We start from the raw sequence: 15,082 nt of genomic DNA on the forward strand, positions 1-15,082 counted from the left end.
ACATAATATTAAGGAGGATAGGAAAAATGAAACTTGAGTTTTGGATTCCAGAAACTTTTCCCTCGGAGAAAGAGATAGCGAAGATATTAAGTCGTCTCGAGAAGGTTAAAACAAAATTCGGCTTTCCTTATGAGGAGAGGCGTTTCAGAAAAGAAAGCTGGGATCAAATAAAAAATGAGACATTGCTGAGCATAAGTGTGGCTCGAAAAATAAAAATCCCCCAGAGCAGAGGGGCTAAAAACCCCAAGCTGTTTCTCCTCGTGTTAACTGACGATGGGAACCCGATAACCTTTTATCCTCAAGAGAGGGATACAAGACCCTGTAAAGAGGTAAAGATACTTGATTTTCTCGATGGGCTCTTAAAGGGAGAGGCGCTATGCATAGATGAAAAGGTAAGGCAGATTATAAAAAGGGAGATAGAAAGGGGGAGCGGTAAGTAAAACTTTTCTATAGCGGAGACCTTAAAGCAAGGGGGTCTCTTTCTTGACAGGGGTGGAATGCTGTGAAATGATGAGGAGAGGGAGGTGTCAGATGAAAAGAGGAAGGTCGGTATTGATCGCTTTCATAATATCAGCCCTTATCGTCCCTGTTCTTCTGGCAGAGGGAGGAAATATCTACCGGGAGAGGAGAGAGCAGGTAAGAAAGGAACTCAAAGGCGGTGTCGCCCTCCTTTTTTCTGGTGAACCCGTCCGGAGTATGATGGGGCATTACTTCCGGGTTGACAAGAATTTCTACTACCTCACTGGCTTAAAGGAGCCAGAGGCGATCCTCACGATTACCGAGGAAGGAGATATCCTCTTCATTAAGAAGGGGGATGAAAATAAGCGGAAGGAGCTATCCCGGGTATCCGGTATTTCCCGGGTTCTTCTGGTAGAGAAGATGAACGATTTCCTTTCCTCCCTTATCGCGGAGAAGGGGATGATCTATTTCCCCTTGCCAAGATTAAGCATTTTCTCGCTCTCTTCCCCTAAGCTCGCCTTTGTCAATCGAATGAGAAAACAGCTTCCTGAATTTGAGGTGGGGAATCTTTCCCCTATCCTCATCAGGATGAGGATGGTGAAATCGAAAGAGGAACTTGCCCTTATGAGGAGGGCGATCGAGATAACCGCCAGGGGCTTAATCGAGGCAATCCGCTCCGCTGAGCCCGGAATGTACGAATACCAGCTTCAGGCGGTGGTGGAGTATGTCTTCCACTTCCTCGGGGCGGAGAGGACCAGCTTCCCCTCCATAGTGGGATCAGAACCGAATTCGGTCATCATCCATTATGAGAAGAACAGAAGGAGGATCAAGCCGGGCGAGCTGGTGGTGATCGATGTCGGTGCGGAGTTTAAGGAGTATGCTGGTGATCTTACCCGAACCATCCCTATCTCAGGAAGGTTCACCAAGAGGCAGAAGGAGATATACGAGATAGTGCTCGAAGCCCAGAGGAGGGGGATAGCTGCTGCCAGACCCGGTGCTACCTTGAGGGATGTCGATAGAGCAGCAAGAAGCTACATAAAGGAGAGGGGCTACGGCAAGTACTTCATTCACGGCACCTCCCATTTCCTTGGGCTCGATGTTCACGATCCCGCACTTCCCAATGTCAAGCTCGCTCCGGGGATGGTGATAACCGTTGAACCGGGGATCTACATCCCGGAGGAGAACCTCGGGGTGAGGATCGAAGACGACATCCTTATAACCAAGGATGGAGCGGTCGTTCTCTCCTCGTTCCTCCCCAAGAGACCGGAGGAGATAGAACGGCTAATGGTGGAAAAGGGGGTGGGGAATATGCTTAAGTTGGGAGCAGGAAGTGGAGGATAAGGGAAAAGTTGTAAATTATACTCAATCCCTCTCCCGGTTGATAGAGGATGTTGGGAGGAATGTAGCCGATCTATCCTTCATTGATATGGATAAGCTTCTTGTTCTCGGTTTTTCCCGAGAGGGGGATAAGCCCTGCCATCCCTACCGCACCCGGCTCTATTACTCGGTAGATAGCAAGAGGCTGGAGAAGGTCAGGGAAATCTACTTAGGGGAAAGGAAGATCCATTACATCCTCTTCTTCAACCTCCCCGATTACGCTTACCTCCCCTTTACCCAGAAGTTTCGCCTCCTTTTCGACCTTCTCCTCGAACTTGATCCGGAGTTCACCGGTCACCTACGCTACAACCGTCCTGATGGAATGGAGGAGGAGTTCCGCACCCTCGAGCTTTGGTGTCGCTACCTGATGGATTACGGGAGGAGGGAGGTTATCGAATTCTTGGTGACCGAGTGGGAGGAGCTCGCCTACGATGAACTTAAGGGTAAACTACCCCTTTTCGAGGAGAAGGAGTTGAACAGGATAGAGCTTGCTCCTGAGGATATAGCGATCCGCAGGATGAGGCTGGATCCTGGAAGATACGAACAGCGGATGATAAACCGTTTTATCAGGGAGGCGGCAGACTACCGTACGGTTTTTGAGTTTATATTCCGCAAGTTCTATCCCAAGAGGGAGTAGTGTCTATTCGATAAGTGCCTTCAAGTGATGTTCTACGCTTCTTCCCAAAGCGGGGAGGTTGTATCCCCCTTCGAGGATGGACACTATCCTCCCCTGAGACCATCTTTCCGCTATCTCCCGGATCATTTTGGTCAGCTGGTAAAATCCGTCTTCGGTGACCCGCATCGCTGAGAGGGGGTCGTCCCGATGGGGATCGAAGCCAGCGGAGACGAGGACGAATTCCGGGCGGAAGGCATCCCCTGCTGGGATCACCTTCTCATTAAAGGCGGTGATGTAATCGATATCGTCTGAGCCGGCAGGAAGGGGGATATTGATGGTGAAGCCGTAGCCTTCTCCTTCTCCCCGTTCCTCCTTACTCCCCGTTCCCGGATAATGGGGGTATTGGTGAAGGCTGATGTAGAGGATGGAGGGATCATCATAGAAAGCGTTCTGGGTGCCGTTTCCGTGGTGGACATCGAAGTCGATGATCAGGATCCGGGAGAGCCCCTTGTCCTGCTTTAGGTAGGAGGCGGTGACCGCGATGTTGTTGAAGAGGCAGAATCCCATTGCCCGGTCTCGTTCCGCATGGTGTCCTGGGGGGCGGACGGCGCAGAAGGCGGAGTCGAGCCTCCCCTCAAGGATGGCTGAGGATGCGGTTATCCCGGCACCGGCGGCGTAGAGTGCTGCTTCATAGGAGTGGGAGGAGACGATGGTATCGCCGTCATCGAGCACTCGGGCACCCCTTTCTATCTCCTTTTTAAGGGAGTGGATGTATGAAGGGGTATGAATATGGGAGAGGATAGATAAGGTGGCTGGTTCCGGTTTAATCCTGATCAGTCGTTCGAACCAATTCCTCTCCTCGAGGTAATGGAGGAGGAAGCTTAGCCTCTCCGGACTTTCTGGATGGTTCCCCGTCTTATGGGCGAGAAAGATCTCGTCGAATACAAAACCAATTCGCTTCATCCCAACCTTAGCCTATGGAGCCGGATGTCTTCTGAATGTGGTGGGTAAGCACTCTCAGGGCTGAAGCTATCTTCTGGAGGCGGTGGTTCTTCTGCCTTAACGCCAGGGGATCATCCAGAGGTACCTGTTGAGCGCGTAGCTCCCGCTGAAGTTTGGTGAGTTCCATCTTGAGCTCCCTAAGCTCGGCAAGGGTAAACCGTTTTAGCATCGGAGGGCTAAGGAGTATGTAGCCCTCCATTAATTGATTTGCCATCGCTGGGGCACTTCCCCCGATAAAGTTTCCCATTTTTGCCCCCCAACATTATTCTTTTGATATAAATTATACTACAGGAAAAAACAATGATAAAGAACCTTTTCTCCCCTTGACTTTTCCTCAAACATCGGTTATAAAATAAAAGGGTTTTTAGCGAGGGTTGTAGTATCTCTTCCTTTGTGTTAACCTTCGAGGTAGAGAAGTGGGGAGTTCCCACTTTTTTTGTTAAGGATTTTTTAGTAAAATAGAGGTCTATCGGTGATAAAGGAGAAGGTGGAGGAGTTAGCGAGCAAGATCGCCTCCGATCACGGGGTAGAGGTGGTGGATGTTGAGTATAAGAAGGAAGGAGGTAGGTGGTATCTTCGAGTGTTTATCGATAAGGAGGGCGGGGTCACCCTTGGCGATTGCCAGGTGGTGAGCGAGGAGCTTAGCGCTCTCCTTGATATCTACGATCTGATAAGTCATCGTTATATCCTGGAGGTCTCCTCCCCTGGACTTACCCGCCCTTTGGTGAAGGAACGAGATTATGAACGGGCGGTGGGTAAACTGGTCAAGATAAGGACGAGGACGCCCATCAGGGGAAGGAGTGTATGGGTGGGGGTGATCAAGAGTTTCTCGAGTGGAGAGGTGGTTTTGTCTATAAAGAAGGGGAAGGATGAACTCATCATCCCCTTGAGCAAGATAACAAAAGCCAACCTGGAGATAGATTTTAAGTAGCTATGGGTAAGGAGCTTTATCAAACAATAGAGCAGATAGGAAGAGAGAAGGGGATCGACCCCGAGGTGATCATCCAGGCGGTTGAGGAAGCGATGGTCGCTGCCTTCCGCAAGTACTTTAGGTCTCAGGAGAACATCGTCTCCCGGTTCAACCGGGAGAAAGGGGTGTTCGAAGTGTTTGCCCGGAAGCAGGTGGTGGAGGAGGTGACCAATCCAGAGAAGGAGATCTCCCTTTCCGAAGCGGTGAAGTACGACCCCAATATCAAGGTGGGGGAGGAGATAAACATTCCCAAGTCCACCGAGGGTCTGGGACGAATCGCTGCCCAGACGGCGAAGCAGGTGATCTATCAGAAGGTGCTGGAGGCGGAGCGGGAGAAGATATTCAACGAGTATCATCCCCGCATAGGAGAGATAGTAAACGGCATCGTGAAGAGGTTTGATCGGAACGATGTCATTGTGGACATCGGGCGGACCGAGGCGGTTCTCCCCAAGAGGGAGCAATCGCCCAACGAGACCTATTCCCAGGGCGATCGGGTGAGGGCGGTGATCATCGAGGTTGAGAGGATCTCCCGAGGGCCTCAGGTGGTGATCTCCCGGGTTGATCCTCAGCTTCTGATAAAGCTTTTTGAGATGGAGGTTCCCGAAATCTACGATGGAACGATAAAGATAAAGAACGCGGTTCGGGAGCCAGGAGAGCGGGCAAAGATAGCGGTCTATTCCACCGATACCAATGTCGATCCAGTGGGTGCCTGCGTTGGGATGAGGGGGAATCGGGTCCAGGCGATAATCAGGGAGCTGAAGAACGAGAAGATAGATATCATCGAGTACTCAGAGGACCCAGCCACCTTCATCGCCAACGCTCTCAGTCCGGCGAAGGTGAGCAAGGTCACCATCCTTGATGAGGAGAAGAGAGAGGCGGAGGTTATCGTGGACTCATCCCAGCTTTCCCTCGCCATCGGCAAGAAGGGGCAGAATGTCCGCTTGGCAGCTAAGCTCACCGGCTGGAAGATAGACATCAAGAGCGAGGAGGAGAAAAAAGCAGAGGTAAAAAGGCGGATGGATATGATGAGCAAGAGCGAGGGGATGCTCAGGGCGATACCGGGTATCGGTGAGAAGACCGCAGAGCGCCTCGCTGAGGCGGGTTTCGATTCTCTGGAAAAGATAGCCAAAGCCTCGGTTGAGGAGTTGAGCAAGCTCCCTTCCATAGGGAGGGAAAAGGCGGAGAAGATCATAAAGGAGGCGCGGAAGCTACTGAGGTAGCTTACACACCATTAGGAGAAGGAAATGGCTAAGGTAAGGATTTATCAACTGGCGAAGGAGCTTGGGGTGGAGGAGACGAGGATAATGGAGATCCTCGAGGCTCATGGGATGAAATCGGGGAACAGACTGATCGGGCTTGATGAGGACCAGGTGAGGATGATAAAGGAGGAGCTCGGAAGGGAGAAGGTGTCCGAACCCTCCCCCACTGACGAGAAGATAGAGGCTATCACCGAGGAGATAGAGAGCAAGCTGGAGAAGGAGGAGATAAAGAAAAAGCCAAGGAGAACGAGGAGGAAAAAACTCAAGCGAGTTGATAATACCCTTACCGCGGGAAAAGGGGTAGTGGAGAAAAAAACGGTTAAGGAGGGAAAGATCACCCTGAGCGAGGGGGTGACCGTCAAGGAGCTCTCTGAGAAGTTGGGCATAAAATCGAAGGTGATAATGAAGAAACTCCTCGAGATGGGCATTTTAGCCACCATCAACCAGACCCTGGATAAGGATACGGCGATGAAGCTCTGTCAGGAGTTCGGCTGTGAGGCAGAGGTGGTTTCCTTCGAGGAAGAGGTTATATTAGAGGAGGAGATGAAGCCGAAAGAGCTTATGCCTCGCGATCCAGTGGTCACCGTGATGGGGCATGTAGATCACGGAAAGACCTCCCTCCTCGATGCCATTAGGCAAACCAATGTAGCCGAGCGAGAGATGGGGGGGATAACCCAGCATATTGGTGCATACAAGATAGAGGTGAATGGAAGGGGGATCGTTTTCCTCGATACTCCGGGGCACGAAGCGTTTACCCGGATGCGTTCCCGGGGAGCGAAGGTGACCGATATTGTCGTCTTGGTGGTGGCGGCGGATGATGGGGTGATGCCCCAGACAGTGGAGGCGATAAACCACGCCAAGGCAGCCGGGGTCCCCATATTGGTGGCGGTAAACAAGATAGATAAGCCGAACGCCGACCCGGAGAAGGTGAAGAAACAGCTTTCCGATCTGGGCCTTACTCCAGAGGAGTGGGGGGGTAAGACGGTATTCGTCGAGATCTCGGCGAAGAAGAGGATCAACCTCGATCTACTTCTCGAGATGCTTCTCCTAATTGCGGATCTCGAGGAGCTTAAAGCAGATCCAAATGTCCTTGCTCGGGGCACGGTTCTCGAGGCGAGACTTGATCGTGCTCGAGGCCCAGTAGCTACCGTGCTTATCCAGAGCGGGACCCTCAGGGTAGGGGAACCCTTTATCGTGGGCGCGGTCTGGGGCAGGGTGCGGGCGATGTTCGACGACAGGGGAAGGAGGATAGACGAAGCTGGTCCTTCAACCCCGGTAGAGATCACCGGGCTTCAGGGGCTTCCTGAAGCAGGGGATATCTTTCAGGTGGTGAAGAGCGAGGCGAAGGCAAGACAGATAAGCAACTTCCGTCAGGCTAAGCTAAGGGAGAAGGAGCTCGCGAGGAAGAGGGCTTCCCGGCTTACCTTGGATAAGCTTTATGAGCAGATAAGGGAGGAGGGGATAAAGGAGCTTCCTCTCATCATTAAGGCGGATGTCCATGGTTCCCTTGAGGTGGTAGAGGACGCGGTGGAGAAGTTGAGCAGTGATAAAATAAGGTTGAGGATCATCCATTCAGGGGTAGGGGCGATAAATGTTACCGATGTTCTGCTTGCCTCTGCTTCCAATGCCATTATCATTGGTTTCAATGTCCGCCCCGAGAAGAAAGCGATAGAGCTTGCCGAGGCAGAAGGGGTGGATATCAGGCTCCATACGGTCATCTATAACCTTACCAATGAGATAAAGAATGCAATGGTGGGTATGCTTGAGCCCACCTTCGAGGAAGTCCCCTTGGGCAGGGCAGAGGTAAGGGAGGTATTCCGCATTCCCAGGGTGGGAGTCGTTGCCGGTTGCTATGTCACTGAGGGGAAGCTGGTGAGGAACGCCGAGGTGAGACTGCTCCGGGATAATATCGTGATCCACGAGGGTAAGATAGGTTCGCTTAGGCGGTTCAAGGAGGATGTTGTTGAAGTCAGGGAAGGGTTTGAATGTGGCGTTGGCATAGCCAATTTCAACGATATAAAGATAGGTGATATTATCGAGTGCTTCCAGGTGGTGAAGAAAGCCCCGGAGATCGAGTAAGAAGCCTGAATAAGGATAATGGTAATTGGTGTTTTACTGATTGAGCTTTTCATTCCCGGTAGCCATTCTCTCAAGGAAAAACGGATGGTAGTGAAGGGACTTAAGGATTCTATTCGTTCCCGGTTTAATGTATCGGTAGCGGAGGTCGATTTTCATGATTTATGGCAGAAGGCGAAGATAGGAATCGCCTCGATCGGGGTGGAGGGATCGGTGGTAGATAAAGGTTTTTCCGCCATTCTCAATTTTATTGAGGAGAAGGCGGTGGCGGAGATAGTGGATACCAAAATAGAGCTTTTATGATGAAGGACAAAGGAAGAAGAGCGAGGCGGGTGGCAGATCTGATCAAGGTGGAGCTCTCTGAGTTGATCCAGTTTGTATTGCGGGATCCTCGGATCGGCTTTGTCACCATCACCCGGGTGGAGATGACCTCTGATCTTCGTTCGGCGCGGGTCTATTTCACCGTCCTCGGCGGAGAGGAGGAGCGTGCTCGTTCCACTGAAGGGCTCTCCCGGGCAGTTGGATTTCTCCGGCGGGAGATAGGCCATCGGCTTAATCTAAGGTATTGCCCTACCTTAAGTTTTTTCTACGATACCTCTCTCCCCAAGGAGGAAAAGCTCTAAGGAGGCTTTGGCTTAGTTATGATCAGGAAGATAATCGACATCATAGATAGGCATAAGAGTTTCACCATCAGCTCCCATTTGAACCCTGACGGTGATTCACTCGGTTCTCAGCTCGCTTTAGGTTTTGCCCTTAGAAAGCTGGGGAAGGAGGTTCGACTCATAAATCACGACCCTGTTCCCAAGCTTTATCAACGGCTCCCCGGTGTCTCGGAGATCGAGGTAAGGGATGAACTTTTCCCTCTTCCTGAGGTCGCCTTCTTCATAGAGTGTGGCTATCAGGAAAGGACGGGTTTTCCTCCTTTTTCCGGTCCCATTGTGGTAAGCATCGATCATCACGAAAAAGGGGGGGATTTCGGCGATATAAGTTGGATTGAACCAACCTCCTCCTCGGTGGGGGAGATGATCTATCAGTTGGTGGTAGAATTAGACATCCCCTTAAGCTACGAGATCGCCTATAACCTTTATACCGCCATCTTCACCGATACCGGCTCCTTCCAGTTCACCAATACCTCAGCCCGCACCTTCGAGGTCTGTAGCAGTTTAGTTAGGGCAGGGGTGAATCCAGCGAAGGTAGCGGAGGATATCTATTATCACAATTCGCCAGGGAAGATCAGGTTGTTGGGAAGGGTGCTTTATCGAATGGGTGAAGAGAATAACGGCGAGATCGCCTGGATCTATCTTCTGAGGAGGGAGATCGATGAGATGGGGCTTTCCCCAGACGAAGGCGATGGTTTCGTCAATTTCCCCCTCTCTTTAGAAGGGGTTAAGGTGGCGATATTCTTCAAGGAGGTGGATAAAGCCCTTTTTAGGATCAGCTTGAGATCGCGGGGTGAGGTGGATGTGGTGAGGATAGCCGACTCCTTCGGTGGCGGAGGGCACAAGAAGGCTGCTGGTTGTTATTTAAAAGGGGAGCTTGATGAGGTGATCACCAGGGTTGTTGGTCGGGTGAAAGAGGTTTTGAGGGAATAATATGGGAGGGAAGAAGGAATATTCCGGGCTCCTCCTCATCGACAAGCCACCGGGGATAACCTCCCATCAGGTGGTGGAGTTTGTAAGGAGCAGCTTCCCGATAACCAAAGTGGGGCATTTGGGTACTCTTGATCCCTTTGCCACCGGTCTCCTTCCTCTACTTCTCGGTAGGGCGACCCGTCTTTCCCAGTTTCTTATGGGAAGGGATAAGGTTTACATCGCCGATATCCGGCTTGGCGAGGCGAGGGATACCTACGATCTCGCTGGAGAACCCATCTCGGAGAGGAGGGAGGTTTCGTTTAAAGAGGAAAGGATAAAGGAGGCGTTATCCCGGTTTCAAGGGAGGATCCTTCAATATCCCCCTCCCTATTCGGCGAAGAAGGTGAAGGGGAAAAAGCTCTATCAATACGCGGCCAAGGGGGAAGAGGTTGAAGTGAAGCCGAAGGAGGTGGAGATCAAGGAGATAGAGCTTCTCAGAACGGAGGGTTCCCTCATAACGATAAGGGTTCATTGCTCCGCCGGGACCTATCTTAGGAGCATCGCCCACGATCTGGGACAGATGCTTGGAGTAGGAGGGTATCTTTCCTCTCTCAGGCGGATCAAGTTCGCTACCTATTCGGTTGTGGAGGCACTTCCTCTCCTGCGGGCAGCGGTTCTCGCCCGGGTGGGAGGCCTTTCTCCTTACCTCATCCCGATGGAGGAACTTCTTCCCGAATTCCCCAAGGTGGTGGTGGATGAGTTGGGAAGGAAACGGGTTCTTTCCGGTTGTGATCTTGGGGCTTCGCTTATCGTCTCTCCTCCCCAGGAGGATGAGCTCGATGCTCCCTATTTTCGCCTCTTCGATAAGAGGGGGGAGCTCCTTGCCCTTGCCACCAGACATACTTCGGAAATGAGTTTCTTCTTTCACCCGAAGATCGTTTTAGGATGAGCGAATCCATATACCTCTTTACAAGTGGTGGATTATGTGTTATATTTAATCTCTAAAAGGGATAAGGAAAGGAGGGACGAGTTAGAAGTGGCGTTAACCAGTAAGGAGAAACAGATGGTAATTTCAAAGTATCAGCTTCATGATAGGGATACCGGTTCGCCGGAGGTCCAGATAGCCCTTTTGACCGAGAGGATAAACCACCTTAATGAACATTTCAAGATCCATAAGAAGGACCACCATTCCCGGCGGGGACTCTTGAAGATGGTGGGACAGAGGAGAAGGCTCCTTCGCTATCTTAATAAAACCGACCCCAGTCGCTACAAGGAATTGATAAAGAAGCTCGGTTTGAGAGGTTGATGCCCTCCGCAACAATGCCTTCATCCATAAATCCTTATGGTATAAGGAGGGTTTAATTTTTTAATGGCTCATCGCAGGGGCGATGGGCTTCTCAAAGTTTAGGAGGAAGATGTGACGATGGAAGAAGGAGTGGAGATAGAGCTATCGGGACGGAAGCTCTCACTCGAGATCGGGAAGGTGGCACGGCAGGCGGATGGATCTGCCTGGCTTCGCTACGGCGATACGATTGTTCTTATAACTGCCTGTGCGGTTAGGGGTAACCAATCGCAAAATGCCGGTTTTCTCCCCCTGATCGTGGATTACCGGGAGTACACCTATTCTGCAGGGAAGATCCCTGGCGGATTTTACAAACGGGAAGGAAGGCCTTCAGAGAAGGAGATACTGACCGCGCGCTTGATCGACCGATCAATCAGACCCCAATTCCCAGAGGGGTACAATAACGAGACCCAGATCATAGGTTATGTTGTCTCTGCTGATCTCGAGAACGATCCCGATTTGATAAGCGTAATCGGCGCTTCCGCTGCCCTTTATCTTTCCCCCCTTCCTTACAATAAGCCTCTGGGAGCTGCTCGGGTGGGGATAGTGGATGGTGAGTTCGTGCTTAATCCCACCCTGTCCCAGCTTGAGGCAAGTCCCCTCGATATGATCGTGGTGGGAAATGAAGCGGGGGTGGTGATGATCGAGCTCGGTGCCTCTGAGGTGAGTGAGCTCACTGTGCTCAAGGCGATCCAGTTTGCGGAAAAGCCGATAAAAGAGATCATTGAGCTACAGAAAGAGCTCTTCAAGAGGTTAAATGTAGAGAAACTACCCTTAGAACCGAGGGAGTTGCCGGAGGAGACGGTGAAGAGGATAGAGGGTAAGTACGGGGCAAAGATCGAGGAGTTGCTCAAGGTTCAGCCGAAGAAGGAGCGATATCTCAAATTCCACGAATTGCTCGATTCCATACTCGCCGAGGTGCCGGAGGAAGACGAGGAGAAAAGGGCAGAGCTAAAGGAGGCGTTCGAGAGAGTGAGGGCGGATATCTTCAGAAGAGGGGTCCTCTCAAATAAGAGGCGTTTCGATGGCAGGGAGTTTGACGACATAAGGACCGTCACCTGCGAGGTGGGGGTACTTCCCAGGACCCATGGCTCAGCCCTGTTTACCCGGGGTGAGACCCAGTCGCTTGCCACCGTCACCTTGGGGACGGAATCCGATGCCCAGCGGATAGACGGGATCGGTGAGGAGTGCACCAAGCGGTTTATGCTCCATTATAACTTCCCCCCCTTCTCTGTGGGCGAGGTCAAGTTTATGCGGGCACCAGGAAGAAGGGAGATAGGGCACGGAGCGCTTGCCGAGCGGGCGCTTTCTCCTCTTATCCCTTCAGAGGAGGATTTCCCTTATACCATCAGGATTGTCTCCGATATCTTAGAGTCGAACGGCTCCTCATCAATGGCTACCGTCTGCAGTGGTTCCCTCGCTCTAATGGACGCTGGTGTCCCTATACGGGAAGCGGTAGCAGGGGTGGCTATGGGTTTGGTGAAGGAGGGCGATGAGTACGCGGTGCTTACCGACATCGCTGGAGAGGAAGACCACTTCGGCGATATGGATTTCAAGATAGCGGGTACGGTAAGGGGGATAACCGCCATCCAGCTCGATATCAAGATCGATCACCTTCCCTATGAGATAATAAAGAAGGCGCTTGACCAGGCGCGAAGAGCGCGGTTGAGCATCATCGAAAAGATGAATATGACCATCGCCTCCCCTCGGGCGAACATATCCGTCTATGCGCCGAGGCTCATTCAGTTCAAGATACCGGTGGAGAAGATCGGTGATGTAATCGGTCCTGGGGGTAAGATGATCCGGACGATCATCGCCGAGACCGGGGTCAAGATCGATATAAACGACGATGGAAGGATAACCATCGCCTCGCCCGATGAGGAGACGGCGAAGAGGGCGCTCCAGATGGTCAAGGAGTTGATAGCGGAACCTGAAGTGGGGAAGACCTATCAGGGTAAAGTGGTTCGGTTGGCTGATTATGGTGCCTTCGTCGAGATAATGCCCGGAGTGGAGGGCCTTCTCCACATATCGGAGGTCGCGAACCACAGGATAACCAACATCCGCCACGAGTTGAAGGAGGGACAGACCATCCTGGTCAAGGTGCTTAGCATCGATGGACCGAATAGGATCAGGTTGAGCAGGAAAGCCCTTCTTGGTCCTCCGAGTAAGAAGCCACACAACCCGCGGGAACCTCGGGGAAGAAGAGAGAATTATCGAAGGAGGTAGTTTCAATCCTCGGAGAGGAATAGTTCGGCGATCTCAACCGCGTTAAGGGCACTTCCCCGCCGTAGGTTATCGGCACTTGCCCAGATCCAGTAAGCGGAGTTATTCCGCTTATCTTTTTTTATCTCGCCTACGATTATCTCGTTTTTCCCCCCTGCCTCTACCGGTCCAGAGGGTTTCTCCCTTCCCTTAGCCAGTTTTATGCTGGGCAGATGGGAAAGCGCCTTTTTAAGCTCGGGGAGGGAGGGAGCTTTCTCCAGGATGAGGAATAAGGAAAGGGCGAAGGAGTGAAATACCGGCACCTGGATGAGCTTTAACGAGATGGGAAGTTCGCTCTTAAGGGCGATGCCTATCTCCTCGAGGATCTCCTCCTCTATCCCTTCTTCTTTGGGAACGGCAGGGAAGATGTTGAAGGCTAACTGTCTGCCAAATATCTCCTTGGGGAGCTCGGCGAAGTTCAGGATTCGCACCGTCTGTTGGTAGAGCTCCTCGAGCCCTTGGGGACCATAGACGGATGCTGGCTGAAAGGCGGTGATCACCGCTTCCCTCAAATGGTATCTGTCAACGATCGGCTTTAAGAGGCTGGCGATGATTATGGCAAGGGGATGGGGGAGGGCGATGAGTTTTTGTTTTTTTATTCGCTCCTCATTCACCCCACTTATCGCAAGAGGAAACCCTTCTTTCGGGCGGAGATAGTGGGAAAGATCGAGGGCGATAACCCCGCTTTTCTTGAGCCAGGGGAGATAACGAGCGGTATCCTCCTCCTTCCCGCAGATGAAGACGAGCTCGACATCGGCGAAGGATTCCTCATTGATCCCGAGGGCAAAGTTCGCCTCCTTCTCCAGCTCGGTTATCGCCTCAGGGACCTCTTCCTCATCGAGTAGGGTAAGAGAGTTTAAGGGGAAGTTTCTCTCAGCGAGGATCTCCCTTAGTTCCTTCCCGATCAAGCTGTTCGAACCCAATACCGCTACCTTAAGTCTTCTCATCTCTTGAGTTCCGCCTCCTCCTCGTTGGCGATGGAGCTGGTCCCTATGTTCGTTCTTGCTCTTCTCAGTAGGGAGATGAGTTTCGTTATTACTCCAGAGCTCGCGTACCCCACCATTACCGAGAGGAAGACAAACTCGGGATAGACCGCAAATAAGGAGAAAACAAAGGCGATCACCAACAGTAATGAATAGGATCTTTTTGCCCGTAGGTCAAGGTCCTTGAAGCTGCGATACCGAACCTTGCTCACCATAAGAAGGGATAAGGAATATACGAGGATCATCAGAAAGAAGGAGTAAAAGGAGCTCGGCGTTTCCGGATGGTAGAAGAGGATGATCGAGGCAATAACGCAGGCAGCGGTCGGTATAGGAAGTCCTACGAAGTATCTCCTCTCCGCCACCCGCGATTGGATATTGAACCGGGCGAGCCGGGCAGCGCCGGTTGCCACGAAGACAAAGGCAGCGGTCCAGCCCACTCTCCCAAATATATGGAGACTGTAGGAGTAGACGATGACCGCCGGGGCTACCCCGAAGGAGACGAGGTCGGCTAAGGAGTCGAACTCAACCCCGAAGGGAGAGGTGGTTTTGGTTAAGCGAGCGATCCTTCCATCGAGGGAATCGAGGATGAAAGCGATGCCGATAAACGCTGCCCCTAAGGAAAACCGCCCTCGAAACGCAGAGATTATCGAGGCGAAGCCGAAAAGGAGGTTTGTCATCGTGAACAGGCTGGGGAGGATGTAGATGCCACGACGGAACCTCTCCTTCCTCGTCCTTTTGGTTTTAGAGGGGGTTCTCAATTTAGTTCTCCGATTATCGTTTCCCCTGCCTTTACCTTATCCCCGACCTTGACCAGAAGGCTTGCTTCCCTGGGTAGGACGAGTTCTACCCGGGAGCCGAATTTTATCATCCCTATCCGCTCCCCTGCTTTCACCTCGTCCTCCACCTTCTTCCAGAAGCTTATCCTCCTCGCAATGACCCCGGCTATCTGGGTTAACTCGATCCTTCTGCTTCGAGAGACAAGGGTTATTCTATGTTGTTCGTTCTCACTTCCCGCCTCAGGGCGGAAGGCAGGGTGAAATCTTCCCTTCTTGTACTCGCTGTCGGTGATCTTTCCGGAGATGGGGGAGCGGTTTATGTGGACATCAAAAAGTCGCATAAAGATGCTTACCTTCTTCTCATCCCCCTCCTCCCCCGCTTCCACCAC

At 51.9% G+C, this 15,082-nt stretch carries 17 protein-coding genes; 12 read left to right on the forward strand and 5 right to left on the reverse strand.

The annotated features are described in order from the left end of the window. The first annotated feature begins 26 nt into the window (after positions 1-26). From J7L64_01350 to J7L64_01360, 3 genes are all read left to right on the forward strand, one after another. A complete protein-coding gene (locus tag J7L64_01350; protein ID MCD6450998.1) occupies positions 27-440 on the forward strand; it encodes a hypothetical protein in 414 nt (137 codons plus the stop codon). A 91-nt stretch (positions 441-531) separates the two neighbouring features. After that, positions 532-1,800, forward strand: coding sequence for an aminopeptidase P family protein (locus J7L64_01355; protein MCD6450999.1), 1,269 nt, complete (start codon positions 532-534; stop codon positions 1,798-1,800). After that, positions 1,790-2,473, forward strand: coding sequence for a hypothetical protein (locus J7L64_01360; GenBank protein ID MCD6451000.1), 684 nt, complete (start codon positions 1,790-1,792; stop codon positions 2,471-2,473). Before J7L64_01355 ends, J7L64_01360 begins: the two co-directional genes overlap by 11 nt. A 3-nt stretch (positions 2,474-2,476) precedes the next feature. Here J7L64_01360 and J7L64_01365 read toward each other — a convergent pair whose 3' ends face one another. Then, the gene (locus J7L64_01365; protein MCD6451001.1) at positions 2,477-3,415 is read right to left on the reverse strand and encodes a histone deacetylase; all 939 of its coding nucleotides are present in this window, start codon (positions 3,413-3,415) and stop codon (positions 2,477-2,479) included. 7 nt (positions 3,416-3,422) lie between these two features. Continuing rightward, a complete protein-coding gene (locus tag J7L64_01370) occupies positions 3,423-3,701 on the reverse strand; it encodes a hypothetical protein (protein MCD6451002.1) in 279 nt (92 codons plus the stop codon). A 225-nt stretch (positions 3,702-3,926) separates the two neighbouring features. Here J7L64_01370 and J7L64_01375 point away from each other — a divergent pair, with 225 nt between their 5' ends. The 9 genes from J7L64_01375 to pnp all read left to right on the forward strand — a co-directional run bounded on the left by J7L64_01375 (position 3,927) and on the right by pnp (position 12,898). After that, positions 3,927-4,385 carry a ribosome maturation factor RimP gene (locus J7L64_01375; GenBank protein MCD6451003.1) on the forward strand — a complete coding sequence of 153 codons (459 nt, stop codon included), beginning with the start codon at positions 3,927-3,929 and terminating at the stop codon, positions 4,383-4,385. Between the two features lie 2 nt (positions 4,386-4,387). After that, entirely contained in the window at positions 4,388-5,644 is a 1,257-nt protein-coding gene (gene nusA, locus J7L64_01380) for a transcription termination/antitermination protein NusA (protein ID MCD6451004.1), read from the forward strand. A 24-nt stretch (positions 5,645-5,668) separates the two neighbouring features. Beyond that, positions 5,669-7,762, forward strand: coding sequence for a translation initiation factor IF-2 (gene infB / locus J7L64_01385; protein ID MCD6451005.1), 2,094 nt, complete (start codon positions 5,669-5,671; stop codon positions 7,760-7,762). Positions 7,763-7,780: 18 nt separating this feature from the next. Next, positions 7,781-8,062, forward strand: coding sequence for a DUF503 domain-containing protein (locus tag J7L64_01390; protein MCD6451006.1), 282 nt, complete (start codon positions 7,781-7,783; stop codon positions 8,060-8,062). Continuing rightward, the gene (gene rbfA, locus J7L64_01395) at positions 8,062-8,382 is read left to right on the forward strand and encodes a 30S ribosome-binding factor RbfA (protein ID MCD6451007.1); all 321 of its coding nucleotides are present in this window, start codon (positions 8,062-8,064) and stop codon (positions 8,380-8,382) included. Before J7L64_01390 ends, rbfA begins: the two co-directional genes overlap by 1 nt. Before the next feature lie 18 nt (positions 8,383-8,400). Then, positions 8,401-9,351, forward strand: a complete 951-nt coding sequence (locus J7L64_01400) for a bifunctional oligoribonuclease/PAP phosphatase NrnA (protein ID MCD6451008.1) — start codon at positions 8,401-8,403, stop codon at positions 9,349-9,351. A gap of 1 nt (position 9,352) precedes the next feature. Next, positions 9,353-10,279, forward strand: a complete 927-nt coding sequence (gene truB, locus J7L64_01405; protein ID MCD6451009.1) for a tRNA pseudouridine(55) synthase TruB — start codon at positions 9,353-9,355, stop codon at positions 10,277-10,279. A gap of 87 nt (positions 10,280-10,366) precedes the next feature. Continuing rightward, positions 10,367-10,636: a 30S ribosomal protein S15 gene (gene rpsO / locus J7L64_01410; protein MCD6451010.1), complete on the forward strand. Its 270-nt coding sequence runs from the start codon at positions 10,367-10,369 to the stop codon at positions 10,634-10,636. 117 nt (positions 10,637-10,753) lie between these two features. Continuing rightward, positions 10,754-12,898 carry a polyribonucleotide nucleotidyltransferase gene (gene pnp / locus J7L64_01415; protein MCD6451011.1) on the forward strand — a complete coding sequence of 715 codons (2,145 nt, stop codon included), beginning with the start codon at positions 10,754-10,756 and terminating at the stop codon, positions 12,896-12,898. 2 nt (positions 12,899-12,900) lie between these two features. On the opposite strand, the gene J7L64_01420 is transcribed toward pnp, so the two are convergent. The 3 genes from J7L64_01420 to J7L64_01430 all read right to left on the reverse strand — a co-directional run. Next, positions 12,901-13,881 carry a hypothetical protein gene (locus J7L64_01420; protein MCD6451012.1) on the reverse strand — a complete coding sequence of 327 codons (981 nt, stop codon included), beginning with the start codon at positions 13,879-13,881 and terminating at the stop codon, positions 12,901-12,903. Continuing rightward, on the reverse strand, positions 13,878-14,675 hold the full coding sequence (gene pssA, locus J7L64_01425) for a CDP-diacylglycerol--serine O-phosphatidyltransferase (protein ID MCD6451013.1): 798 nt from the start codon (positions 14,673-14,675) through the stop codon (positions 13,878-13,880). Before pssA ends, J7L64_01420 begins: the two co-directional genes overlap by 4 nt. After that, positions 14,672-15,082 (reverse strand): phosphatidylserine decarboxylase (locus J7L64_01430; protein ID MCD6451014.1); only part of this gene is annotated, 411 nt, incomplete at its 5' end. The genes pssA and J7L64_01430, both read right to left, overlap by 4 nt.

Source organism: Acidobacteriota bacterium (assembly GCA_021161905.1).
GTDB lineage: Bacteria > Acidobacteriota > B3-B38 > Guanabaribacteriales > JAGGZT01 > JAGGZT01.

Coding starts and splice junctions, on each gene's coding strand:
- pnp (MCD6451011.1), top strand. CDS start 10,754: ATGGAAGAAGGAGTGGAGATAGAGCTATCGGGACGGAAGCTCTCACTC.
- nusA (MCD6451004.1), top strand. CDS start 4,388: ATGGGTAAGGAGCTTTATCAAACAATAGAGCAGATAGGAAGAGAGAAG.
- truB (MCD6451009.1), top strand. CDS start 9,353: ATGGGAGGGAAGAAGGAATATTCCGGGCTCCTCCTCATCGACAAGCCA.
- J7L64_01370 (MCD6451002.1), bottom strand. CDS start 3,701: ATGGGAAACTTTATCGGGGGAAGTGCCCCAGCGATGGCAAATCAATTA.
- J7L64_01390 (MCD6451006.1), top strand. CDS start 7,781: ATGGTAATTGGTGTTTTACTGATTGAGCTTTTCATTCCCGGTAGCCAT.
- rbfA (MCD6451007.1), top strand. CDS start 8,062: ATGAAGGACAAAGGAAGAAGAGCGAGGCGGGTGGCAGATCTGATCAAG.
- infB (MCD6451005.1), top strand. CDS start 5,669: ATGGCTAAGGTAAGGATTTATCAACTGGCGAAGGAGCTTGGGGTGGAG.
- J7L64_01365 (MCD6451001.1), bottom strand. CDS start 3,415: ATGAAGCGAATTGGTTTTGTATTCGACGAGATCTTTCTCGCCCATAAG.
- J7L64_01355 (MCD6450999.1), top strand. CDS start 532: ATGAAAAGAGGAAGGTCGGTATTGATCGCTTTCATAATATCAGCCCTT.
- J7L64_01400 (MCD6451008.1), top strand. CDS start 8,401: ATGATCAGGAAGATAATCGACATCATAGATAGGCATAAGAGTTTCACC.
- J7L64_01420 (MCD6451012.1), bottom strand. CDS start 13,881: ATGAGAAGACTTAAGGTAGCGGTATTGGGTTCGAACAGCTTGATCGGG.
- J7L64_01350 (MCD6450998.1), top strand. CDS start 27: ATGAAACTTGAGTTTTGGATTCCAGAAACTTTTCCCTCGGAGAAAGAG.